Origin of the sequence: Mariniflexile sp. HNIBRBA6329 (genome assembly GCF_043558645.1) — a bacterium.
Lineage (GTDB): Bacteria > Bacteroidota > Bacteroidia > Flavobacteriales > Flavobacteriaceae > Mariniflexile.
Genome location: NZ_JBIFXS010000005.1, coordinates 18,160 through 43,001, shown reverse-complemented (window position 1 = coordinate 43,001; position 24,842 = coordinate 18,160). Strand labels below are relative to the sequence as shown.

The 24,842-nt window shown below is 34.9% G+C and carries 24 protein-coding genes; 9 read left to right on the top strand and 15 right to left on the bottom strand.

Going from position 1 to position 24,842, the window contains the following annotated elements:
* Window positions 1-22: 22 nt before the first annotated feature.
* The 8 genes from def to ACGK9U_RS08215 form a co-directional block, all read right to left on the bottom strand.
* The gene (def, locus tag ACGK9U_RS08250; RefSeq protein WP_394465895.1) at window positions 23-652 is read right to left on the bottom strand and encodes a peptide deformylase; all 630 of its coding nucleotides are present in this window, start codon (window positions 650-652) and stop codon (window positions 23-25) included.
* A 34-nt stretch (window positions 653-686) separates the two neighbouring features.
* Window positions 687-1,961, bottom strand: coding sequence for a rod shape-determining protein RodA (rodA, locus tag ACGK9U_RS08245; RefSeq protein WP_394465894.1), 1,275 nt, complete (start codon window positions 1,959-1,961; stop codon window positions 687-689).
* A 39-nt stretch (window positions 1,962-2,000) separates the two neighbouring features.
* Window positions 2,001-3,977: a penicillin-binding protein 2 gene (gene mrdA, locus ACGK9U_RS08240; protein WP_394465893.1), complete on the bottom strand. Its 1,977-nt coding sequence runs from the start codon at window positions 3,975-3,977 to the stop codon at window positions 2,001-2,003.
* Window positions 3,974-4,480 (bottom strand): rod shape-determining protein MreD, encoded by a 507-nt coding sequence (locus ACGK9U_RS08235; RefSeq protein ID WP_394465892.1) that lies wholly within the window; start codon window positions 4,478-4,480, stop codon window positions 3,974-3,976. The genes mrdA and ACGK9U_RS08235 overlap by 4 nt, the downstream gene beginning before the upstream one ends.
* Window positions 4,473-5,297, bottom strand: coding sequence for a rod shape-determining protein MreC (gene mreC / locus ACGK9U_RS08230; protein ID WP_394465891.1), 825 nt, complete (start codon window positions 5,295-5,297; stop codon window positions 4,473-4,475). Before mreC ends, ACGK9U_RS08235 begins: the two co-directional genes overlap by 8 nt.
* 11 nt (window positions 5,298-5,308) lie before the next feature.
* On the bottom strand, window positions 5,309-6,337 hold the full coding sequence (locus ACGK9U_RS08225) for a rod shape-determining protein (protein ID WP_394465890.1): 1,029 nt from the start codon (window positions 6,335-6,337) through the stop codon (window positions 5,309-5,311).
* Window positions 6,338-6,680: 343 nt separating this feature from the next.
* On the bottom strand, window positions 6,681-8,213 hold the full coding sequence (gene purH / locus ACGK9U_RS08220) for a bifunctional phosphoribosylaminoimidazolecarboxamide formyltransferase/IMP cyclohydrolase (RefSeq protein WP_394465889.1): 1,533 nt from the start codon (window positions 8,211-8,213) through the stop codon (window positions 6,681-6,683).
* A gap of 177 nt (window positions 8,214-8,390) precedes the next feature.
* The gene (locus ACGK9U_RS08215) at window positions 8,391-8,849 is read right to left on the bottom strand and encodes a GAF domain-containing protein (RefSeq protein WP_394465888.1); all 459 of its coding nucleotides are present in this window, start codon (window positions 8,847-8,849) and stop codon (window positions 8,391-8,393) included.
* A 91-nt stretch (window positions 8,850-8,940) separates the two neighbouring features.
* Between ACGK9U_RS08215 and xrtF the strand changes: the two genes are divergently transcribed.
* The 7 genes from xrtF to ACGK9U_RS08180 all read left to right on the top strand — a co-directional run bounded on the left by xrtF (window position 8,941) and on the right by ACGK9U_RS08180 (window position 16,429).
* A complete protein-coding gene (xrtF, locus tag ACGK9U_RS08210) occupies window positions 8,941-9,492 on the top strand; it encodes an exosortase family protein XrtF (protein ID WP_394465887.1) in 552 nt (183 codons plus the stop codon).
* A complete protein-coding gene (locus tag ACGK9U_RS08205; protein ID WP_394465886.1) occupies window positions 9,485-9,913 on the top strand; it encodes an exosortase F system-associated protein in 429 nt (142 codons plus the stop codon). The genes xrtF and ACGK9U_RS08205 overlap by 8 nt, the downstream gene beginning before the upstream one ends.
* 91 nt (window positions 9,914-10,004) lie before the next feature.
* Window positions 10,005-10,385, top strand: a complete 381-nt coding sequence (locus ACGK9U_RS08200) for a hypothetical protein (RefSeq protein ID WP_394466038.1) — start codon at window positions 10,005-10,007, stop codon at window positions 10,383-10,385.
* Between the two features lie 165 nt (window positions 10,386-10,550).
* On the top strand, window positions 10,551-11,270 hold the full coding sequence (locus tag ACGK9U_RS08195) for a heavy-metal-associated domain-containing protein (RefSeq protein ID WP_394465885.1): 720 nt from the start codon (window positions 10,551-10,553) through the stop codon (window positions 11,268-11,270).
* A gap of 103 nt (window positions 11,271-11,373) precedes the next feature.
* Window positions 11,374-13,626 (top strand): TonB-dependent receptor domain-containing protein, encoded by a 2,253-nt coding sequence (locus tag ACGK9U_RS08190; protein ID WP_394465884.1) that lies wholly within the window; start codon window positions 11,374-11,376, stop codon window positions 13,624-13,626.
* Between the two features lie 77 nt (window positions 13,627-13,703).
* Window positions 13,704-14,057 (top strand): heavy-metal-associated domain-containing protein, encoded by a 354-nt coding sequence (locus tag ACGK9U_RS08185; RefSeq protein WP_394465883.1) that lies wholly within the window; start codon window positions 13,704-13,706, stop codon window positions 14,055-14,057.
* Between the two features lie 158 nt (window positions 14,058-14,215).
* Window positions 14,216-16,429 (top strand): DPP IV N-terminal domain-containing protein, encoded by a 2,214-nt coding sequence (locus ACGK9U_RS08180; RefSeq protein WP_394465882.1) that lies wholly within the window; start codon window positions 14,216-14,218, stop codon window positions 16,427-16,429.
* 332 nt (window positions 16,430-16,761) lie between these two features.
* On the opposite strand, the gene ACGK9U_RS08175 is transcribed toward ACGK9U_RS08180, so the two are convergent.
* Entirely contained in the window at window positions 16,762-18,102 is a 1,341-nt protein-coding gene (locus tag ACGK9U_RS08175; protein ID WP_394465881.1) for a spondin domain-containing protein, read from the bottom strand.
* A gap of 122 nt (window positions 18,103-18,224) precedes the next feature.
* Here ACGK9U_RS08175 and ACGK9U_RS08170 point away from each other — a divergent pair, with 122 nt between their 5' ends.
* Together ACGK9U_RS08170 and ACGK9U_RS08165 are read left to right on the top strand one after the other, a co-directional pair.
* Entirely contained in the window at window positions 18,225-18,935 is a 711-nt protein-coding gene (locus ACGK9U_RS08170; RefSeq protein WP_394465880.1) for a response regulator transcription factor, read from the top strand.
* 3 nt (window positions 18,936-18,938) lie between these two features.
* Complete coding sequence (locus tag ACGK9U_RS08165; RefSeq protein WP_394465879.1) at window positions 18,939-20,420, top strand: sensor histidine kinase; 1,482 nt, start codon at window positions 18,939-18,941, stop codon at window positions 20,418-20,420.
* 66 nt (window positions 20,421-20,486) lie between these two features.
* Here ACGK9U_RS08165 and groL read toward each other — a convergent pair whose 3' ends face one another.
* The 6 genes from groL to ACGK9U_RS08135 form a co-directional block, all read right to left on the bottom strand.
* Window positions 20,487-22,118, bottom strand: coding sequence for a chaperonin GroEL (gene groL / locus ACGK9U_RS08160; RefSeq protein WP_394465878.1), 1,632 nt, complete (start codon window positions 22,116-22,118; stop codon window positions 20,487-20,489).
* A 39-nt stretch (window positions 22,119-22,157) separates the two neighbouring features.
* Complete coding sequence (locus ACGK9U_RS08155) at window positions 22,158-22,508, bottom strand: four helix bundle protein (protein WP_394465877.1); 351 nt, start codon at window positions 22,506-22,508, stop codon at window positions 22,158-22,160.
* Between the two features lie 32 nt (window positions 22,509-22,540).
* Entirely contained in the window at window positions 22,541-22,816 is a 276-nt protein-coding gene (gene groES, locus ACGK9U_RS08150; RefSeq protein ID WP_209653179.1) for a co-chaperone GroES, read from the bottom strand.
* Window positions 22,817-22,964: 148 nt separating this feature from the next.
* Complete coding sequence (gene secG, locus ACGK9U_RS08145) at window positions 22,965-23,303, bottom strand: preprotein translocase subunit SecG (RefSeq protein ID WP_394465876.1); 339 nt, start codon at window positions 23,301-23,303, stop codon at window positions 22,965-22,967.
* Window positions 23,303-24,235, bottom strand: a complete 933-nt coding sequence (locus tag ACGK9U_RS08140) for a hypothetical protein (protein ID WP_394465875.1) — start codon at window positions 24,233-24,235, stop codon at window positions 23,303-23,305. The genes secG and ACGK9U_RS08140 overlap by 1 nt, the downstream gene beginning before the upstream one ends.
* A 67-nt stretch (window positions 24,236-24,302) precedes the next feature.
* Window positions 24,303-24,809, bottom strand: coding sequence for an LptE family protein (locus ACGK9U_RS08135; protein ID WP_394465874.1), 507 nt, complete (start codon window positions 24,807-24,809; stop codon window positions 24,303-24,305).
* Window positions 24,810-24,842: the final 33 nt, after the last annotated feature.

Here is a 24,842-nt window from a genome sequence, read left to right as displayed (position 1 = left end):
GAGCGCAGTTGAGATCTTTCAGTTATTTCCCAGCATCAACAACTTCCTTTTTCAAGTGATCTAAATACAAAATGCCATTTAAATGGTCTATTTCATGTTGAAAAATAACCGATGTAAAACCTTCAATGGTTTCGGTTTTATGTTCAGCTTCCATAGTATCATATTCAATTAAAATTGAAAAAGCTCGGGTGTTTATAGTATCCGTTCTATTGGGTATGGATAAACAGCCTTCTCTAAAAGTTTGTTTCTTTTCAGAATAGCTTTTAATTACAGGATTTAAATACACTTCAAAAGGGAAATTTTCTTTGTCAAAACGTTGTACCCAAATTATATTTTTTAGAATGCCTACTTGGGGTGCTGCAATACCAACACCTAAGGATATACTGTCTCTTACAGTAGCATATAGTCTATTTATAAATGTTTTTAGAACCATGTCATTTGGGTCTGCCTTTATATAATCACTTTTGGTTCTAAGTAATAAAGAATCTTTTGTATTGTTGATTTTATAAACCCGCATGGGTGTTAGGGAATCTGAATTCATTATTATTTTAGATTGTTCAACCGAAAATGAGCTTTTAAAAATCCTTTTAGAGCCAGAGCAGGACGAAGCTATAATAGCAATACCAATTAAAATGAAAAGCTTTTTTTTCATGAGCAAATATTAAAAAAAGATGTTGGTTATAGATTTACCATTGGTTGATTCTATCGGAATCTAACTTAATAAAGATAAACAATAAAATGGTAAAGCCCCAAAGCCCAGAGCCTCCATAACTAAACATGGGCAGTGGGATACCAATAGTAGGGATAACACCCATAACCATACCTATATTTATAAAAAAGTGCATAAAGAATATGGACGCAACACCGTAACCATACATTCTGCTAAACTGTGATCGTTGTAATTCGGCTAAATGCAGAATGCGAAGAAATAGCAAAATAAAAACAATAACTACCCCGGCGCTTCCAATAAACCCCCATTCTTCGCCCACTGTACTAAAAATATAATCGGTATGTTGTTCGGGTACAAATTTGCCAGTGGTTCTGGTGCCTTCTAAAAAACCTTTGCCTTTTAAACCACCAGAACTAATTGCTTTTTCAGATTCATTTAAATTATAAGCGATGGTTTTTTTCATCCGCTGTAGTTTTACAGGGTCTTTTTCAAGGCTTAACCAAATGGTAATTCTGTCTTTTTGGTGAAAAGGTAAAATGTTGTCGTAGAAATAACGAACGCCAAAGGATAATAAAATACTAACTAAAATAATTGAAATAGGCTGAATGAGTAAAGGTTTTCGCTTTCTAGTGATATGATATCCTAGAATAATTATGGTAATAATTATAGATGTTATAATACCTCCAAACTTTAAGGAACATAGGCTTAGGCCGATAATCATTAAAAGAATGATTAAATAAATGGGAGACAAGCCTTCTCTGTATAATACAAAAATAAAAGAACCGTAAACCAAAGTACTACCCGCATCTTTTTGAAGCAAAACCAATATAGCTGGAATTGCAATGATGGCAAATACACTAATTTGGTCTTTAATTCTTTTAATATCGGTATTTAAATCGCTTACATATTTAGCTACGGCTAAGGCTGTGGCTGCTTTTGCAAATTCACTGGGTTGTAAAGTCATACCGCCAATACCGTACCATGAAGTGGCACCGTTAACGCTTTTTCCAAACACAAAAAGACCTACCAACGACAGCATGGAAATGATGTATATAACACTGGAAAACCGTTCGTAAAATTTAGATTCTATAGCTAAAATGAGAACGATGAGTCCTACGGTTAAGAATATAAACATGAGTTGTTTTCCGTAAGGTTGCGAAAAATCAAAGTAATCTATAGTGTCTCCAGTATGTGAAGCCGATACAATGTTTAACCATCCAAAGCCAACTAGCAATAGGAATAGAATAATGGTAATCCAATCAAATTTGTAATATCTGCTAGCTTCTACCATTTTTTATTTAGGTCTATTTTTATTGTTCTTTAACGTTATTTATAAATTAGCGCCTTGATTTTTCTTTATTTCCTCAGGGTCTCTGGATTTACTGTTTAATTCATTTAATAGCTCTTTAAGGTGTTTGTATTCTTGCTCATCCACAAATTCTAAAGTTGTATTCTTATTGATGCCAAAAGGTTTTCCTGAATATGGTTTTTGGTATTCGTGTTCTAGAGTATGCTTTAAAAGGTAATCTTCCATATCGGTTCTGGTAATGGTGTCATTAATGTATTTTTCAATCATTAAGCTGGCAATTTTACCAGCAAACCTTGCGCCCCAATAACCATTTTCAACAAATACTGCCAATGCAATTTTAGGGTTGTCTTTTGGGGCAAATGCTATGAATATAGAATGATCGGTTAACTGCATGCGCTGTCCGTTTACTTTTACGAAGTTTTCAGCAGTTCCTGTTTTTCCACAAATTTCAATGCCCTTTACTTGTACACCAGCAGCAGTACCATGGTTATATACATCGAACATACCTTGAATGATAGGTTCAAAATGTTCCTTGTCTATAGTGGTGTGGTTTGGTGTGGTGTATTTTTTATCAATAGTATGCCCCTCAATATGTTTGATAATATGAGGTGTATAATAGTAACCACGATTGGCAATAGCGGCCGTCATATTAGCCAATTGAATAGGTGTTGTTAATACTTCACCTTGCCCAATAGAGTTTGATAAGTTGAAGGTGCTTCCCCATCTCCCTTTGCCATAAAGTTGGTCGTATGTTTTGCTGGTTGGTATTTTTCCTGGTTGCCCTACCGATAAATCGTTATTCAAATAATTGCCTAATCCGAAACTCTTTACATGGTTGCTCCAAATATCCAAGCCCGTTGCAGGACTTTTGGTTTTGTCTATAATTCGTCTGTAAACATTTGCAAAATAGGCATTACACGAATTGTATATACCGGCATTCATCGCCACAGGACTTGGATGTCCATGGCATCCCATTTTTCTGCCACCATAGCTGTACCCGTGGTTGCAATAAAATCGGTCTTCGGTGGTAACTACTTCTTCTTGTAAACCAATGAGTGCATTTAAAATTTTAAATGGTGACCCAGGTGGGTACATGGCTTGTAAGCCACGGTCGTATAATGGTTTGTTGATGCTGTCGTTGTATAATTTTGAAAAATTAGCAGAACGTTGACGCCCTACCAATAAATTAGGATTGTAAGTTGGTGTAGAAACCATGGCTAAAATTTCACCACTGCTAGGTTCTATGGCAATAATACCGCCGTGTTTATTTTGCATGAGCAATTCGCCGTAAGCTTGTAGTTTTGCATCGATGGTTATGGTAATGTCGCTTCCGGGTTTTGGTAAAGTGTCGTAAATACCATCTTTATAAGGACCTAAATCTCTATTGAATCTATCTTTTTGGATAAACTTAATGCCTTTTATGCCTCGCAATGTTTTTTCGTATGATACTTCAATACCTTGTTTGCCTATAAGGTCTCCCATTTTGTAATAGGGGTCTCTGGCAATAATAGCATCATTTACTTCACCTATATCACCTAAAACATTAGCGCCAATAGAAGTTTCGTAATGTCTTAATGAACGTTTTTGGATATAAAAACCTTCAAACTTTCGCATTTTTTCCTGTAAACTGGCATAATCTTCTTTTGATAAATGAGGGATGAAAACCGAAGGTAGCCACGGCGAATAGTGGTAAGCTTTTTCAAAAATTTCTTTAAACCTAGCTTTATCGATTTTTAATAAATTACAAAACTCTAAAGTGTCTAAAGGTTTTACTTCACGCGGAATAAACATAACATCGTAAGAGGGTTGGTTGGAAACCAACAATTCGCCATTTCTATCGAAAACAAAACCACGTTTGGGGTAATCGTAAACTTTTCTAATAGCATTGTCTTCATATAAATCTAAAATGCCGCCACTATATATTTGTAAGTAGAAAAGCCTGAAGATAAATATGAGTCCAACAACTGCTATGGCACCAACAAGTAAGAATCGTCTCATTTTGTTTTTTTACTAAAAATAATGGTTATAATTAGAATTAATAAAATAGTAAAAATACTTGAGAATAACGTTTTTTGAAGCACTAATATTATTTGGGAAACACTAAACATTTCTAATAGAAATAACATAAAGTGATGTAAAAAAGTAAGTATGGTAAGGTATGTTAGTTTTTCGCCAAATTCTACTGTATTGAATTTTATGGTTTGGTGTTCGTAAATCATACCAAAAGAAAACTTGAGTATTACGGGTCTTATGTAGGCAATAAAAACACAGGCAGCGGCATGAATACCTCCTGTGTCTGAAAACAAATCAATTGATAAACCTAAAAAGAAACTCAAGAAAATAATGATGAAACGGTTGTTTTTTACAGGAAACAACGCAATAAACATAATGTAGATGTATGGGTTTATATAGCCTAAAAAGTTAATGTTGTTGAATAGTATAACTTGTAAAAAAACCAACGATATAAAACGCGAAATATGTAAAAATACGGTGTTACTCATTGATGCTCTTGTTTAGTAAGTTATCAATTTCATCAGCATCTATATTTTCAATAGTATAAACATGTTCTAGATTGGTCATATCGTTAAACAGTTTAATATTGATTTCATAATAATTTTCGGCGGCGTCTAGTTTAAAATCATTTATAATTCCAATAGGGATGCCTTTTGGGAAAATAGATGAACGTCCCGATGTAATAATAGTATCACCTTTTACTATAGGAGCTATTTTTGGAATATCTATAAGCTGGATGTAATAAGGTGATTTCGCATCCCAATACAAAGTGCCAAAATGGTTTGTTTTTTTAAGTTGTGCACTAATTTTATTAACGGTATTCAATACCGAAATTACGGTGGCGTAACGCTTGCTTGTACCATCTACAATACCAACAATGCCCTTAGAACTGATAACACCTAAATCTTGTTTTAAGCCATCATTTTTTCCTTTGTTTAAAAGAAGTACGTTGTTAGCGCCAGAATAGGTGTTTCTAATAACGTTTGCTAAGGTGAATTTGTATGTACCACTATACGTTACTGTATCTAGATAAGTTGAGTCTTTCTTGTTTTCAGAATTAAATAGCAACATTTTAAGTCGGCTATTTTCTTCAGCTAACACCTGGTTTTGAGATTTCAAACTTAAATACCCCGTAAAATTATTAATGGAATTGTAAATGCCTCCCGTTAAAAAATTAGCAGAGTTGAAAAACTTACTTTTATGGTAAGAATGTGTTTGAATGGTAAAAACCATCGAAATAGAAAACAGCAACAAGGACAACAAAAAGTTTTTGTTTCTTATTATAAAATTAATAATCTGCTGCATGTTTTATAAGCCTATTTAATCAAGACGCTTTTGTATTTGGCTAAATTTTTAAGGGTTATCCCAGTGCCTCTTACAACAGCTCTTAAAGGATCTTCAGCAATGTAAACAGGAAGATCTGTTTTTTGGGATAAACGTTTATCCAATCCGCGTAACATAGAACCACCACCAGCTAAATAAATACCTGTATTGTAAATGTCGGCTGCTAATTCCGGAGGGGTTTGCGATAAGGTTTCCATAACCGCATCTTCAATACGTAAAATGGATTTATCCAATGCTTTTGCAATCTCTCTATAAGAAATAGACACTTGTTTAGGTTTACCAGTCAACAAATCACGCCCTTGAACGCTCATATCTTCTGGAGGTAAATCTAAATCTTCGGTAGCAGCACCAATTTGAATTTTTATTTTTTCAGCAGTACGCTCACCAACATAAAGGTTATGTTGTGTACGCATGTAATAAACAATATCGTTTGTAAAAACATCACCTGCAATTTTAACCGATTTATCACACACAATACCACCAAGGGCAATAACGGCGATTTCGGTAGTACCACCACCTATATCCACCACCATGTTACCTTTAGGTTGCATGATATCAACACCAATACCAATAGCTGCAGCCATAGGCTCGTGTATTAAGTAAACCTCTTTACCATTAACGCGTTCCGCACTTTCTTTTACCGCACGCATCTCTACTTCTGTAATACCCGATGGGATACAAACTACCATACGGAGTGCAGGTGTAAAAAACTTCTTTTTTAATGCCGGTATGTTTTTTATAAACATACTAATCATTTGCTCTGAAGCATCAAAATCGGCAATAACACCGTCCTTTAACGGGCGAATGGTTTTAATGTTTTCATGCGTTTTTCCTTGCATTAAACTGGCTTCTTGACCCACTGCAATAATTTTACCAGAAATTCTATCGCGTGCTACAATGGAAGGTGCGTCAACCACAACCTTGTCGTTATGAATAATAAGAGTATTTGCAGTACCTAAATCTATTGCAATTTCTTCGGTTAGGAAGTCAAAAAAGCCCATAAGCTGTAAGTGATATTAGAGGTTTAATAAACGGTTTCCGTAAATGTAATAAAAGTTAATAAATATTTTAATGTTTAATAGGACTCTTATTTTTTTTAAAGTCACTACTTTATTATTTAATGCATTTTAGCGATTAATATTTGGGCGTTACCCTATCGGGTCGGGCTTTACGTTACAAGTCCTCGCTCGTACCTCGCTGTGGGCTTTTCACTGCAATCCCTAACGTAATCTATCAGTCGAAATTCAGCAAAACTAATTTTTTGTCAGGTCGAGCGCAGTCGAGATCTCAAACATAACCTCTTGCCTGTGCACGAGGAGACACTTAATCCATCGCAGAAATTTATTAATGTTTAAAATGACGTGTTCCAGTCATTACCATCGCCACATTATTATCGTTGCAATAATCAATACTCAATTGGTCTTTTATAGAGCCACCAGGTTGAATAACTGCTGTAATGCCTGCGTTTTTAGCAATTTCTACACAATCCGGAAACGGAAAAAATGCATCACTTGCCATGGCAGCACTATTCAAATCAAAATTAAATGTTTTTGCTTTATGAATAGCCTGTTCTAACGCATCTACACGACTTGTTTGTCCAGTTCCTGCAGCTAATAATTGTTTGTTTTTGACTAAAACGATGGTGTTCGATTTGGTATGCTTACAAATTTTTGAAGCAAATATTAAATCATCTAACTCGTTTTTGGAAGGTTTATTGTTTGTAACATATGTTAAACCTTCAATAGTATCGGTAACGTTGTTTCTATCTTGAACCAAAACGCCATTTAAACAACTTCTTACGTTGGTTAGTGGCAATTCAATATCATGAATAACTAATATAATTCTGTTCTTTTTGCCTTTTAAAATTTCTAAAGCTTCGGCGTTGTAAGAAGGTGCAATGATTACTTCGCAAAATAAACTGCTTATTTCTTCAGCGGTTGCTTTGTCAATTTCTTTGTTGCTAATTAAAACACCACCAAAAGCCGAAACAGGGTCGCCTGCTAAAGCATCTTTGTAAGCTTGGTGCAATGTGCTACTTTGTGCTAAACCACATGCATTGTTGTGTTTTAAAATAGCAAATGTTGGCGCATCGTTTTTAAATTCTAACATCAAATTTACGGCAGCATCAACATCTAATAAATTGTTATAGCTTAATTCTTTACCGTTAAGTTTGGTAAACATGGCATCAAAATCTCCAAAAAAGAATCCTTTTTGGTGCGGGTTTTCACCATAACGCAATACTTTACCATTAGTTTCGCTAATTTTTAAAACAGTTTCTTCATTGTTTTTGTTGAAGTAATTAAAAATAGCCGTGTCGTAATGCGATGATACGTTAAAAGCTTTTCCAGCAAAACGTTTTCTGTCTTCTTCAGAAATGCTTCCGTTGTTTGCAGAAATTAATTCTAAAAATTCCGCATAATCATCAACCGAGGCCACACAAATTACATCGGCAAAGTTTTTAGCAGCAGCACGAATTAACGAAATACCACCTATATCAATTTTTTCAATAATATCTTGTGCACTCGCACCCGAAGCTACTGTTTTTTCAAATGGGTATAAATCAACAATAACCACATCAATTTGAGGAATTTCGTATTCTGACAATTCTTTGATATCGCCTTCGTGGTTTTGTCTGTTTAAAATACCCCCAAATACTTTTGGGTGTAATGTTTTTACACGACCACCAAGTATTGATGGGTAAGAAGTAACTTCTTCTACAGGAACCACATTAATGCCTAAATCGTTAATAAAAGTTTGGGTGCCACCAGTTGAATAAATAGTTACGCCTTGTTCGTTTAGTTTTCTAACTATAGGTTCTAAACCTTCTTTACTAAATACGGAAATTAATGCGGATTTTACTGTTTTTTCGTTGCTCATTTTGTTAACCTTGAATTAAGGTGCAAAAGTAGTTATTTCAACTAAAAAACAACTATTTATAAAGCAAAAAACAAGGTGATTTTTTAACTAAATCTTCAATTTGTTAAAAGGAAATGAAATTTCAAAAAAAAATAAAATCCAAATTCCAATGGAAAATGAAACTTTTATTGGAATTTATTATGAAAGTATTGTGGCAACTTGTACACAAACAAATTCTAAAAAGCGTTCGTCGGCTTCAGTAAAAGGGTCGGGCGTGTTGGAGTCAATATCTATTTGTCCAATATTTTCACCATTCACAAAAATCGGAATCACAATTTCAGCTTTTACGGTGATGCTGCAAGCTATATAATTATCTTGAGCACTTACATCGGGTACCACAAAGTTTTTGTTGCTAACGGCTACTTGTCCGCAAATGCCTTTTCCAAATGGGATGATGGTATGGTCCGTTGGTGCACCTACATAAGGACCTAATTTCAATTCTTCTTTATTGCCATTTCTAAAATAAAAACCCACCCAATTGTAATGTGGAATGTGCTTTTCAAGTAGTTCACAAATACTTAATAGGCGTTCATCAACTGTTTTTTTAGTATTTAAAACAATGGTTTCTACCTGGGGTTTCAGCTGTTCAAAAATCATAAAATCAGAAAGTTTTGGTAAAAGTATTTAAAAAGCCATGAATTATATATTTGGTTTGCATAATTTTAACCTTATAAAATTGAAAGTTTTTTTGAAGTCACTTCTTCTAAAATATAAGTTGGTTGTAAGGTTCATACTTACGTTTTTGTTGGTGTATATTGCCTTATCGGTAGCCTATAAATTTTATTTGCAGTTTTCTGATGGAAGTGAATATTACCCCGATTATATGACGCATTTGGTGGCAAAACAAAGTGAAGCTTTATTGAACGCTTTAGGGTACAATACGCAAGTATTGCCGCACCCCGACGAGCCATCTATGAAAGTAATAGTTAACAATGTTTATTTGGCTCGGGTTATTGAAGGTTGTAATTCCATTAGTGTTATTATATTGTTTGCGTCGTTTATTGTGGCGTTTGCATCCAACTTTAAAACAACGCTTTTTTATATACTTTCGGGTAGTGTTTTAATTTATGTCGTAAACTTATTACGTATCGTATTGTTAACCATTGCGTTGTATATTTATCCGCACCAAAAAGATGTTTTTCATACGGTGGTGTTTCCAGCTATTATTTATAATTTGGTGTTTTTGTTATGGATTTTTTGGGTGAATCGATTTTCTAAATTTAAGAAAAGCAATGGGTAATTCAGTAAAATACATATTGTTGTTGGCGCTGTTTGGATTGCTCATTTTAATCCGACTTTTCGAAAACGAGTTGTTTTACGATCCGTATCTCACTTTTTTTCAAAACGATTATTTGTATATTGATAGCCCTAGACGCGAAGTGTTAAAATTAACCCTGTTTACCTCGTTGCGTTACTTTTTAAATAGCATCATTTCTTTAGCTATTTTGTATTTGGTTTTTAAGGATAAAAGCATTGTTAAGTTTTCTGCACTTATTTATATGTTGGCTTTTGTGGTGCTAATTTCCATTTATTTATATTTTGTAATTAACCCACGTCAAGAAGACTATTATTTGTTTTTTAACATGCGCCGGTTTTTAATTCAACCTATTATTTTAATCCTTTTGCTACCCGCATTTTATTACAACAAGCTTAAAAGCTAAAGTGTTAATCATTTAATAAAGTTAAGTTGAACGGTTTTGTTTTTTGTATTTTTGCACGGTGATAAAACAGTTTTTACATAAAAGCTTTTCAGTGCTATTGGCATTGCTAGTATTGTTTTCAACAGTATCTTTTACTATTGAAAAGCATTTTTGTGGTGATGTTTTAATAGATGTTGCGGTGTTTACTGAAGCAGAGAAATGTGCCATGGAAGCTTTTGAAAAAGAACAGGAAGCTATCACAAAAAAAATATGTTGTAAAGATGAAGTTGATGTTGTTCAGGGGCAAGATGATTTAAGACTTACTTCTTTTGATGATTTAGATTTTCAACAACAACTTTTCATCACTACATTTAGCTATGCTTTTGTTAATCTTTTTGAAAGTTTAGAAAAGCATATAATTCCTCATAAAGATTATTCTCCTCCAAATTTGGTCGCCGATATTCAGGTGTTAGACCAAGTTTTCATAATTTGATTTTTTGTCACTCCTACTTAGGCAGGAATCCACTATTTGTGTGGCAATTTTAATATAAATCAAATTAATTTTCAAAATGAAACGAGCTTGTTCAAAATTTTATCATTTAATAAAATTATAGTTAGCGAACAGCATGTGTCCTTTGAAATACAATAAAATAAACACATGAAACATATATATACAGTTACAGGCATGACCTGTAATGGTTGCAGAACATCCGTTGAGGAAAAACTCAACGCACTTGATGGTGTCATCAATGCAACCGTAAATTTAGAAAAAGGTGAAGCTGTTATTGAAATGGCAAAACATATTGATACCGATACCATTCAAAAAGCACTTCCCGAGAAATACACCATATCAGAAAAGAATGTTTTTAAAACATCACCGATGGTGGCTGAAGCAGAAAAAAGCGATTTACAACAACTTTTTCCATTGTTTTTAATATTTGGTTACATAACAGTAGCCGCCATTTTGTTAAACTATAACCCTTGGAACGGAAGTGGTTTTATGCTCGATTTTATGGGTTTGTTTTACATTGTTTTTAGCTTTTTTAAATTATTGGATTTAAAAGGATTTCCAGAAAGTTTTAAAATGTATGACCCACTGGCTAAAGTTATACCTCTTTATGGATGGGTGTATCCGTTTATAGAAGTTGCATTGGGAATTATGTTTTTAATGCGCATTGAAATTCCTATAGCCTTGGTGGTTACCTTAATTATTTTAGGCATTACAACCATAGGCGTAACCAAAACGTTACTCGATAAAAAATCGATACAATGTGCGTGTTTAGGAACCGCGTTAAAATTACCAATGACGAAAGCAACCTTTATAGAAAATAGTGTTATGATTGTTATGGCAATTATCATGTTAATTGGTATGGCTTAATATGGTGCAGCGTTGCCTCTTGCGTTAGGGATTGAAGCAAGCTACCGTGTAGCGCGTAAAGCCCGACCCTTGTGGTAACGCCCAATTAAAATTTAAAAACAAAATGAAAAATATAATATATATAGTATTCATGCTTCCTTTTTTTATGTCGTCTCAAGAAAAAATTTCAGGGATGATTATGGAAGCTAATGATAAAAATGAACACATAGGTTTAGCTGGAGCTAATGTGTATTGGTTGCATACGACTATTGGAACGGTGACCGATATAGATGGTAAGTTTTCAATTCCGTATTCGAAAGAAAATTCAAAATTGGTGATTAGTTACGTAGGTTTTAAAACCGATACGTTAACCATTGCCAAACCAAGAATGGTACACCATTGGTTGCAACCTACCGATAATTTGAATGCTGTTACCGTAACTTCTAGAAAACAGGCCACTGCAAAATCGTATTTGCAGGCTGCTAATACATTTACTGTAAGTAGTGATGAATTGCTAAAAGCGGCATGTTGTAATTTGTCTGAAAGTTTTGAAACCAATCCATCCATAGACGTGAATTTTGCCGATGCGGTAACTGGCACACGCCAAATAAAAATGTTAGGACTAACGAGTCCGTATATTTTAATAGCTACTGAAAATATTCCAACAGTAAGAGGTGCATCGCAAGCTTTTGGATTAAGTTTTATTCCTGGTACTTGGGTTGAAAGTATTCAAATTACCAAAGGGGCAGGAAGTGTTGTTAACGGGTACGAAAGTATTGCGGGACAAATAAATGCTGAACTTGTAAAACCATCTACCGATGATAGGTTATTTGTGAATTTATATGGCGCCAGTAGTGAGCGTATGGAGTTGAATACACACATTAATACAAAAGTGAGCGATAAATGGGATACAGGTTTGTATATCCATGGAAATACACACCACGGCGAACATGATGTTAATAATGATGGCTTTTTGGATATGCCACAATACGACCAAATTAATATTATGAACCGTTGGCAATATACCAATGCCGAAAAGGGTTTTATAAGTTTTATTAATTTGAAGTTTTTAAATGATGAAAAGCAAACAGGTGAGCTTGATTTTGACCCAAAAACCGATAAATTAACCACCAACGCATGGGGAAGCGAAATAGATACCAGGCGCTACGAAGTTTCAGCAAAGTTGGGTTATGTAAATCCAGAAATTCCTTGGCAAAGTGTTGGTGTTCAAACGGCTTTTAGTAGCCATAAACAAGACTCTTATTTTGGTTTAAAGCAGTATGATATTTTGCATAATAGTTTGTATACAAACGTTATTTATAATACTATAATTAGTGATTCTAGACATAAAATAAAAACGGGAATTGATTATACTTACGACCATTATGATGAGTTTTTAGATACACCTAATCTAGCTTCAGATTACGAACGAACAGAGCGTTCTGTAGGAGCTTTTTTTGAATATAATTATGATAATTTAGATAAGTTGAATTTAACAGCTGGTATCCGGATTGATAGTCATAATTTATTGGGAACATTTGTAACGCCACGCATCCATGCGCGTTACACACCTTGGGCAAAATCGGCTTTAAGAGCCTCTTTTGGTCGTGGTAAGCGCAGTGCCAATATTTTTGCCGAAAATCAAAGTATGTTTTCAACCTCTAGAGCTATAAATATTTTAGATACAACGGGCAAAATTTATGGTTTAGACCCCGAAATTGCTTGGAATTATGGTGTTTCATACCTGCAAGGTTTTAATCTTTTTGGAAGAAAGGCAGATATAACGGTCGATTTTTATAAAACCGATTTTACCAATCAAGTAGTGGTAGATTATGAAAACCCGCAAGAGGTGAATTTTTATAATCTTGATGGGAAAAGTTTTGCCAATAGTTTTCAAACGGAAGTAAATTATAATGCGTTTGAGCATTTCGATTTACGGTTGGCTTATAAATTTTACGAAGTGAAAACCCAATATAATTCAGGTGAATTGGAAAAGCCACTAACACCAAAACATCGGTTTTTTGCAAATGCTTCTTATGAAACACATCAGCCTGAAGGAAAAACAGGTAATTGGAAATTTGACACCACGTTTAATTGGTTGGGCGAACAGCGCTTTTCTTCAACTACAACAAATCCTGTGCAATATCAAGTAGCTGCAAATACGCCAAAATTGGCGACGCTAAATGCACAAGTAACCAAAGTGTTTTCTCCAAAATTTGAATTATATTTAGGCGGTGAAAACATTACGAATGTTAGACAAAGCAATCCTATAATTGCTGCCGATGATCCTTTTGGTTCGAATTTTGATACCACTTTTGTGTATGGTCCAATTTTTGGAAGTATGTATTATGCAGGGTTGCGATATAAAATAAAATAATAACAAAATAATAATAAGGTCTCGACGCAGTTCATATGGAGCGAAGGCGAAATGCTCGACCTGACAAAATAAAAACCATGAAAAAAATAATAATTGTATTGACGGTATTAGTATCAACCATCACATTCGCACAAAACAAAAACGAAAAAGCTTCTTTAGAGGTGGATGGCGTTTGTTTGATGTGTAAATCTAGAATTGAAAAAGCATGTTTTGGTACAAAAGGCGTAAAAAGTGCCGTTTGGGATGTAAAAACCCACGAGTTGAAACTTATTTATGATGCCCGTAAAACCGATTTAAAAACCATACAGAAAAGTGTGGCGGCTGTAGGGCATGATAGCAAAGGATTAAAAGCTACCGATGAAGCTTATAATTCCGTTCATGCATGCTGTAAATACAGAGATGAAGACGTGAAAGACGACCATAACGATTAATTGAAAACCAATTAATAAGAAAGCCCAAAGCATTTGTTTTGGGCTTTTTTGTTGCTGAACTTTTGTTTTTCTTAATGTTCTGTTAAACGCTAAAAGAATCGCAATAAATCTGAATCAAATTAAGTAATATTGAAGAATATTCAATAAAATAGATGTTTATGCAATTTTTCAATTTTAAATGGCGACTGAAGTCAACGGCAATTTTGCTCGTTTTTATGGTATTGTCGTTTCTAAGTTACTCTCAAGGTGGCGGACTCAAATGGTCTAAAGATGGTAAATCGTATTACAGAATCCTAAAGGAAGGCATTGTTCAATATACCTTACCTTCAAACGATTCAAAAGTATTGATATCTAAAGAACAATTAACTCCAACAGACAGCAATGAACCGCTAAGTGTAAGTTATTTTGCGTTTTCAAAAGACGAGAAAAAAGTATTGCTGTTTACCAACACCAAACGCGTTTGGCGAATTAATACTAAAGGCGATTATTGGGTGTTGAATATGGCAACAGGTACATTGCAACAACTTGGTAAAACCATGCCGGAATCGTCGCTTATGTTTGCTAAAATTTCTCCCGATGGAACCCATGCCGCTTATGTAAGTGGAAATAATATTTATGTTGAAGATTTAAGCACTTCAAAAATAAAAGCCTTAACCACCAATGGTACTGAAACTTTAATTAATGGTACGTTTGATTGGGTTTATGAAGAAGAATTCGCGTGTAGAGATGGGTTTCGATGGAGCCCTGATAGTAAATCGATTGCTTATTGGCAAATTGATGCGAGCGAAACCAAAACCTTTTACATGATAAATAATACCGATTCTATATATTCACAATTGGTACCTTTGGAATATCCAAAAGTGGGCGAAACACCTTCGGCATGTAAAGTGGGCGTAGTAACTATTGATGATGCCAAAACCACTTGGATGGATGTGCCGGGTGATGCACGCCAACATTATTTGGTACGTATGGAGTTTATTCCTTCTACCGAAAAATTATTGGTTCAGCAGTTAGATAGAAAACAAAACCAAAGTAAATTGTTTGTTTCTGAACCTAAAACGGGCGCATCCAAACTAATTTACGAGGAAACCGATAAGGCTTGGGTAGATATTTACCATCCGGGAAATAAATATGCGATCGATTTTACCAATAATTTTATTTGGTATAATGAAGGCAAAAATATTTTGTGGACCACCGAAAAAGATGGCTGGAGGCATTTGTATAACGTATCTTTAGAAGGGAAAAAAGAACAGCTTATAACCAACGGAAACTACGATTTTATAGATCTATCCTACATTGATGCTAAAAACGGTTATGTGTATTTTATGGCATCACCCAACAATGCTACGCAAAGTTATTTGTATAAAACCAAGTTAAATGGCAAAGGGAAATTGGAATTAGTGAGCCCGAAAAACTTACAAGGCACACATGGTTATGATGTATCGCCAACGGGTGCGTTTGCCATTCATTCGTTTTCAAACCATTATACCAAATCTGCTTCTGAGCTTATAAATTTCGAAAATCAACAACCTATTCATGTGGATTATAGTATAGAAGCCAATTTATCTAAATTAGAAGGTTCCAAAACAGTAGAATTTTTTAAAGTAACCACTACTGAAGGTGTAGAAATGGACGGTTGGATGGTAAAACCAACCAATTTTGATGCTTCAAAAAAATATCCCGTAGTGTTTTATGTGTATTCAGAACCCGGAACAGCTACGGTAAAAGACACCTATGGTACTGGAAATAACAGAAACTATATGGGGAGTATGGCCGACGATGGATATATTTATATGTCGTTAGACAACCGAGGCACACCAGCACCAAAAGGTAGAGAATGGCGCAAAACTATTTATAGAAGTATTGGAAGGTTAAATATAAAAGACCAGGCCATAGCTGCCAAAGAAATACTGAAATGGGATTTTGTAGACCCCGAGCGTGTTGCTGTTTGGGGGCATAGTGGCGGTGGTTCTACCACCTTGAATTTACTGTTTCAATACCCTGAGATTTATAAAACAGGAATTTCTATTGCGGCCATTACAAATTTATTGACGTATGATAATGTGTACCAAGAGCGTTACATGGGCTTGCCACAAGAAAGCTTACAAGATTATGTTGATGGGTCGCCAGTAACCTACGCTAAAAACTTAAAAGGAAACTTGCTATACATTCATGGTACAGGCGACGATAATGTACATTACCAAAACGCCGAAATTTTAGTAAATGAATTGGTGAAACATAACAAGCAATTTCAGTTTATGCCATATCCAAATCGTACACATGGTATTCGCGAAGGCGAAGGTACAACAGAGCATTTAAGAACCTTGTTTACTAATTATTTGAAAGCATATTGTCCGCCGGGAGGTAGGTAGAAGATTTTTATAAAAGTATTATAAACTCCAAGGTTAATTGCATTTGAGTTTTTTTTGTGAAATTTATTTTTGATGCACATTAAACGTGATAATGTTAAAAGTCCAAGCTGTCTAGTTTGGACTTTTTTATGAATAAAATTAGCAATGAACAACTTTATAAACCATGGAAAAAAACGTTTTTATTGTTGTATTATCAGCACTTTGCTTTGTTAGCGGTTTTGCAATATGCCAGAAAGTAATGGATTGATTTAAGTTATGCTAATGGTGATCATATCTGACATATTTTCTAATTAATACGATACGTATAGAGAAGTATTAGTCATCCTCAAAAGCTATTCTAAAGTTACTTTTAATATATCTTTTGTAGGAGGTAGGGTGTTAAATTCATTTGGGTTGGTAACTTCACTGATGGGTTCCATGTTTTCAATAGGAGTACCACCTTGAGCAGCTTGTGTTTCTCCAGCGCCAGGATATTCATTAACAGCAGTGCCATTATCAAATAACCCTATGGTAGAAGAAATATCACCTACACGTAAGGCATTAATAAAGTTGCCTTTGGTGGCAAAAAACCAGTCGTTCGATAAACCATACATGGTTACAATGGCAATTTTACTGCCACCTGCAATTTGTAATTCTTGCGATACTTTGCTGCCTGAATTACCGTTGATGCTAGGTAATAACACTGTGCTTACAGGGTCGGCCAAAATGTAAACGTCTTTTACGTTTGGCTTTTGCTTTAGGTTTTCGGCCAGCATCTCAGCGTTACCAAATTGCGCTATGTCTTTTAAACCTTCGCCCATATCATAGGAGCCTACTTCGTATATAGGGTTCATATTGCCCTCATAGGTAACAACAAGAACAGGTGATAGTGGTGTGAAAATTCCAGTTTTGCTAGTTAAGTACTCGTGCATTATAGCAATATCTCCTGTTTCAGCAATGTGGGTTAAACCTTCAGTAGTAACATCTTGAAAGATAGGTTCGGGCATTAATAGGTTACCACCCGGAGCATACGAAATTGCCCAAACCCCAGGGCTAAATGGCGTGGTGTTACTGGTTTGGTCTGAGGTATTCATAATGGTTATGGTAAACATAGAGTTCCCATCATAGTTAAGTGATAATTTCATCATTTCTGAAGCCATAGGGTAGGTGTTCGAGTATTCGTCCATGCCGTTAATTTCACTAATGTTTTTTATAGGATCTTCTAAAACACCAGGATGTACCACATCCATACCTGGAGCCTGATTTACTCTTGTGCCATTGTCCCATAGTTTTATTTGTGATGATACATCACCGGTAATAGGAGTGCCATCATTATCATATAGTGCAATACCAGGGTTTTCAGGAGCGAAAAAAAGGTCATTACTCCACCCATACATAGTCGCAAAGCTTAAATATTGTCCCTTTCCCGCATAAAAACTAAATGATATTTCTTGACCGGGAAAAATAACAGGAGGCGTACCATCGCCCATAAATGCTCCAGATTGTACCAAGGGTTGTGCTTGTAATACGTTTTCAACCGTTATGGTTTGGTTGTGAATGGCTTTAGACTTATCAATTTTAGAGATGCCCAGATTAAACGCATCGGCATTTTCCATAGGTTCTTTGTCACAGGCACTAAAAATGGTAATAACCAGTGCCAGCATAGTAATGTTTTTTAAAATAGAGTGTCTCATAGTTTATTTGTTTTTTGTTCAATACAAATGAAACCATAAGATGTCACAGAGAAGTCCTAGAATTATAACAAAAGTATCACAATGGTAAATAAACCAAATTAATTTGCCAAATTTGTGAAACTATGGGACACAATGCGGTACTTATAATAGAAGATGATATTCATATTGTTGAATTGATAACCATCCACCTTAAGGATTTGGGGTGCAGTATAGAAGTGGCAACCGAAGGGAAAAAGGGGTTGGACTTAGCTTTTAATGGGCAATACGATTTAATTATTCTGGATTTAATGTTACCCGGTTTAAGCGGTATTGAAATTTGTCGAAGAATAAGGAAAAACAATATTTATACACCGATCTTAATGCTTACTGCGAAATCGGAAGAGATTGATAAGGTGATAGGTCTAGAAACCGGAGCAGATGATTATCTTACCAAGCCCTTTAGCATTCGGGAATTAATAGCACGGGTTAAAGTTATTTTCCGCCGTAAGGAGAACAATTCGTATTTAAATGATACGTTTGCTGCTTCATCCGTTATCTGTTTCGCAGATTTACAAGTCGATATCGACAAGCGTAAAGTCATGATAGGAGAGTCGAGAATAGAACTGTCTCCCATGGAATTTGATTTGTTGGTGTTGCTCATTTCAAATCCCGGTAAAAGTTTTAACCGAAAACGCTTGTTGAAATTGGTTTGGGGTTATGATTTTGAAGGTTATGAACATACAGTTAATAGCCATATCAATAGGCTTCGGGGAAAGATTGAAAAAGATGTATCTAATCCTCAATATATTTTAACCACTTGGGGTGTGGGCTATAGGTTTAATGAAGAATTATAAATTATGCAATTATATAAAATAAAAGGTAATTTGCTTTTTTGGAAAATTACAGGAGTCTTTACTGTATTGCTTATTGTGTTAGGAATTGTCTTCGTGATTATTGCTTCACAATTCTCCAAAACCTATTATACTGATGCTAATCAGAAGTTATATGGTGATATTGCGGGGCATTTGGCATCGGTTACACAGCCGTTTAAAAATGGAAAGCCAGATACGGCTGTTACTCATGATATTATTCATTCGACCATGGTGGCCAACCCTAGTGTTGAGGTGTATTTGTTAAATCCCGAAGGAGTGATTGTAGATTACGTTGTACCGGATACAACGGTTCATATGAATAAAGTAGATATGGATAAGGTTCATGCTTGGTTGAATGGCGAAGGGAAACGTCCTCTGGGAGATAATCCAAAGCAGCCCGACGAACTTAGTATATTTTCGGTGGCACCTGTTTATGAAAGTGGAACATTAAGTGGTTATGTTTATGCGGTACTTGCGAGCGCTAAGCAAAGGGAAATTTTAAAGTCGTTAAATAGTCAATTTTATTTAAAATTGGGGAGTTATAGTTTCTTTATGGCTTTAGTAGTGGCATTCATTGTTGGTGTGGCTATATTCTATTTAATGACCAATAGCATAAGTAAAGTTACGGCTACCGTAAAACGATTTAAAGAGGGGGATTACTCGGCTAGAATAGAGGAACATGACAGAGGTGATTTGGGTATGCTTAGTACAACGTTTAACGAAATGGCCGATGTTATTGTTGATAATTTTGATAAGATTACTGCAACCGATAAATACCGACAGGAATTAATTGCTAATATCTCTCACGATTTAAGAACACCGCTTTCCATCATTCAAGGCTATATTGAAACTCTAATGATTAAAATGGATAATCTTTCGGAAGCTGACAGGGAGAAGTATTTGGATATTATGCATGATAAGACAAAGAAACTCTCAGTTTTAGTCGATCAGTTATTTCAATACGCTAAATTGGAGGCGAATCTAGTAAAACCGGAGAAAGAACCTTTTCTGTTGAACGAGTTAGTGTCTGATATATTGATGGCGTACAAATTTAAGGCAGAGGAAAAGTCTATTACATTACAACTTGAAGCGTCTCAAAAATTACCAACCGTTTTTGCGGATATAGCGCTAACAGAGCGTGTATTTCAAAATTTATTAGATAATGCTATGAAGTTTACGCCTGAAGGAGGAAGTATTGTCATTAAGCTCAAAGAATCTAAATCTCATGTAAAAGTTGAAATTGTAGATACCGGTATAGGCATAGCAGCAGAAGAGATAACACATATTTTTGAACGCCATAAACAATTGGGTAAAGACAGAGTCGCTAAAAAGGGTATGGGAATAGGTTTGGCTATTGTGAAGAAGATTTTAGAATTGCATCAAACCAATATAGATGTGTCGAGTAAGGTTGGTGAGGGTTCTGTATTTTGGTTTGATTTGCCAATTGGGCAAATGGTTGAACCTTAAAAGCAAAAAAAACGCCTCAAAATCAATTGAAGCGTTTTTAAAATATTTGCGTATCGAGGCTCTCGATTACATCATTCCTGGCATACCGCCACCCATACCACCTGGCATAGCTGGAGCGTCCTCTTTAATATCAATTAAAGCGCACTCGGTAGTTAGAATCATTCCTGCTACTGAAGCTGCATTTTCTAAAGCAATGCGCGTTACTTTTTTAGGATCGATAATACCTGCTTTTAGCATATCTACATAAGTTTCAGACTTCGCATCGTAACCAAACGATCCTTTGCCTTCCATTACTTTAGATACTACAACGCTACCTTCGCCACCTGCATTTTCAACAATGGTACGTAATGGCGATTCAATTGCACGTGCTACAATTTGAATACCTGTTGTTTCATCAAGGTTTTCAGTAGTTATTTTTTCTAAAACCGATTTTGCTCTAACCAAAGCAACACCACCACCAGCAACAATACCTTCTTCAACGGCAGCTCTTGTAGCGTGTAACGCATCATCCACACGGTCTTTTTTCTCTTTCATTTCAACTTCAGAAGCAGCACCAACATAAAGAACAGCAACACCACCAGCTAATTTAGCTAAACGCTCTTGTAGTTTTTCTTTATCGTAATCGCTCGTTGTTGTTTCAATTTGTGCTTTAATTTGGTTTACACGCCCTTTAATATCTTTAGCATCACCAGAACCATTCACAATTGTTGTATTGTCTTTGTCAACTGTTACAGTTTCAGCAGTACCTAACATGCTTAAATCAGCATTCTCTAAAGTGAAACCACGTTCTTCAGAAATAACGGTTCCACCAGTTAAAATAGCGATGTCTTCAAGCATAGCTTTACGTCTGTCGCCAAATCCTGGAGCTTTTACGGCTGCAATTTTTAATCCACCACGTAATTTGTTTACTACTAAAGTCGCTAAGGCTTGACCGTCAACATCTTCAGCAACAATTAATAATGGACGACCAGATTGCGCTACTGGTTCTAATATGGGAAGTATTTCTTGTAAGTTTGAAATCTTTTTGTCAAATAATAAGATGTAAGGATTGTCTAAATCAACAATCATTTTATCAGTATCCGTTACGAAGTAAGGAGATAAATAACCTCTATCAAATTGCATACCTTCAACAACATCTACATAGGTGTCCATACCTTTAGCTTCTTCTACAGTGATAACACCTTCTTTTCCAACTTTACTGAAAGCTTTAGCGATTAAATCACCTATAGTTTCGTCGTTATTAGCTGAAATAGAAGCCACTTGCTTAATCATTTCAGAAGAGTTGCCAACTTTTTTAGATTGCTTTTCAAGGTCTTTAACAATAGCTTCAACCGCTTTGTCTATACCACGTTTTAAATCCATAGGATTTGCACCCGCAGCCACGTTTTTTAAACCTTCTTTTACAATAGCTTGTGCTAAAACGGTAGCGGTAGTTGTTCCATCACCAGCTAAATCGTTGGTTTTAGAAGCTACTTCTTTTACCATTTGTGCGCCCATATTTTCTAGGGCGTCTTTTAATTCAATTTCTTTCGCTACAGAAACCCCATCTTTAGTTACTTGAGGTGCTCCGAAAGATTTACCAATAATAACGTTACGACCTTTGGGACCTAATGTTACTTTTACTGCATTTGCTAGAGCGTCAACACCACGTTTTAAACCGTCGCGTGCTTCAATATCAAATTTTATATCTTTTGCCATAATTTTTTTGATTTTATGCTTTAGGCTTTATGCCATAAGCTATTTTAATTTTTGTTTTAATTGATGTGTTTTACTTTTAATTACGTTTACTTTTTCAATAAGAGCATTAGCTTGGTTATCTTCTATATAACCTAAATCTTTTGCTAAAATGATTAAGTATTCGGTTTCGCTAGCCGACCCTAATGCTATAGTTAGAAATCTATTGAATTCTAAATCTGAATCTCTGCCACAGCCTTCCGAAATATTTGTAGGTATTGAGGCTGAAGATCTTCTTATTTGAGAGGTTAAACCGTAAATTTCGTCTTTTGGAAATGAGTTAGTAATAGAGTAAATTTCTAAGGTTAATTCATGACTCAAATTCCAAATATGATACTTTTTAAAGTCTCTCATGCTTTTAGCCTAAAGCTTATTGCGTATAGCTTTTAGATAATTGCTAATATGTCGCTTTCGCGCATTATTAAATAATCTTTACCTTCTAATTTAAGTTCGGTGCCAGCATATTTACCATATAAAACAGTATCGCCAACTTTAACGGTAATAGGCTCGTCTTTGGTGCCTTTACCAGCGGCAACAACAGTTCCTTTTTGCGGTTTTTCTTTAGCGTTATCTGGAATGATGATTCCGGATGCTGTTTTAGTTTCAGCGGGAGCAGGTTCAATAAGAACGCGGTCTGCTAATGGTTTAATGTTTAATGACATATGAAATATTTTTAAGTTAAAAATTAATGTTTACGGGATTGTATTAGTCTAAAAGTGTGCCAATGCTGGTAAACTGACAAACTTACAGTAACAAAAAATGCCAACTTATTTTAAGTTGGCATTTTGCTATTTTTTATAGTGGCATAACTTATTCTGCCGGAGCAGTATCGTTTGTTGGTTGTGCTGGTTTTGGCAAAGGTTGCGATGTGGTTGTATCTAAATCCAAAGCTTTAGAATCTGCACTTTCACCACCTCTGTTGATGGCAACATTAGATAATAAAATTAATATCAATAATAAAGTTGCTAATGTCCAGGTGCTTTTATCTAAAAAGTCTGTTGTCTTTTTTACACCTCCTAATTGTTGTGTGCCGCCACCACCAAAAGATGAAGATAGCCCACCACCTTTAGGGTTTTGAACCATGATTACTACAATTAGTAAAAATGCTACCACAACTATTAATGCTAAAAATATTGTAAACGTACTCATTATTTCTTGTTATTTTGTTCTTGTATTTGTTCTACTGCCTTAATTTGGTCTGCAAAGAAACCACTTTTTTCTGGATATTTCAAACTTAAAATTTTATAAGATTGAATTGCTTTTTTATAGTTCTTTTGTTCAACATAAATTCGTGCCAACGTCTCGGTCATTAAAGCTTCGGGTTGTATCATTTGTGCTTCGGCCAAATTTACTTTGGAAGGTGAAAATGTGCTCGGATTTATTTTTGGGTTTTTGTTGATAAATTCTTCAATTAATTCAAATTTTTTAAGTTTATCTGAGTTTGAATTAGTATTGGTTTCTTCTGTTTTTCTTGCAGGTTTTTCAGTCCTTTCAATGGGTTGGAAACGTGTTAGGTTCAACCATTCGTTAAAAGAATGGGTTTCGTTTCTATCAAACTCAAACGGTTTTCCTAATTTTAAAATACTGCTGGCAGATGGTGTTACGGGAGTTTTTTCATCGTTGGATTCCGTTTCATCTAAATCAAAATGGGCTATTTTACTAGGCTGTGTTTCTTTAGGTTCAAATAAAGAAGGGTCTAAAACACCTGTGGTTTCGGTAATTTGTTTGTTTAAATTATCGTCGATAGTTACCTTTTTGTTTACTGAAATATCTTCAACATTAACATCAATATCCTTTAATTGATCGGTATTTTGTTTTATTAATTCTGAGATTTCATTTTGAATGAATATCTCTGAAGTTATAAAATCGAATAAAATACTTCTGTCGGTTGTATAAGCAGCAGTGGTTTTAAGTTCTTGGTTATATTTAAAACTGCTTTGGCTTTTTAAACCTTTAAGGTACAATGCGCGTGCCGATTGAAAATAAGGAAATTCATCAATAATAGATTTTACAGCTTCGGTTTGCTGGTGGGTAATGCTTTGCGGATGCTGAAGTAAGTATGTAAAATCGGTATTGTTCATTGGCTTAGCCAAATTTAATTATATTTCTAGTAATTGATGTTTATTGTGACTGAAAACTGTGACTGTATTACCATTTCGCTAAAGTAGCATTGAAAATATCTTGGGTTAAACGTTCGAAAATTTCTTCGTGAGCCGTCGTTTTTGTTGCGCCAATTAATTGGGAACTCCCTGCGTAATCATAGAAAAACGAAAAACTTTGTTCTAAATCATCTTCTTCTTTTTTTCTATTGAAAAACCTGATTTTAACACTTATGGTTAATCTATTTTGTGCTGCTGTATTTTGTGATGTTGCTGTGGTGGGTGATATACGATAATCGGTTATTTCGCCTTCATAAACTAAATCGCCATTAGATGGCACAAGATTTAAGTTGGTTTGATTTTGAATTAAATCTTCCAAAGCAATTTTAAAATCGCGTTCCAAACCAGGTTCAACTAAAAGGGCATTGTTTTCAAAACGATTTACTTGGTAGGTTTTTACATTAGCAGGGACAGAAGCGCCTGTAAAAGAGTAAAATCCACAACCCATTAAAGTTAGCGTGATTAATAATAAAAAGAGATGTTTTAATTGTTTCATTGTTTTGATAATTCCCTGAAAAACATTTTTAAA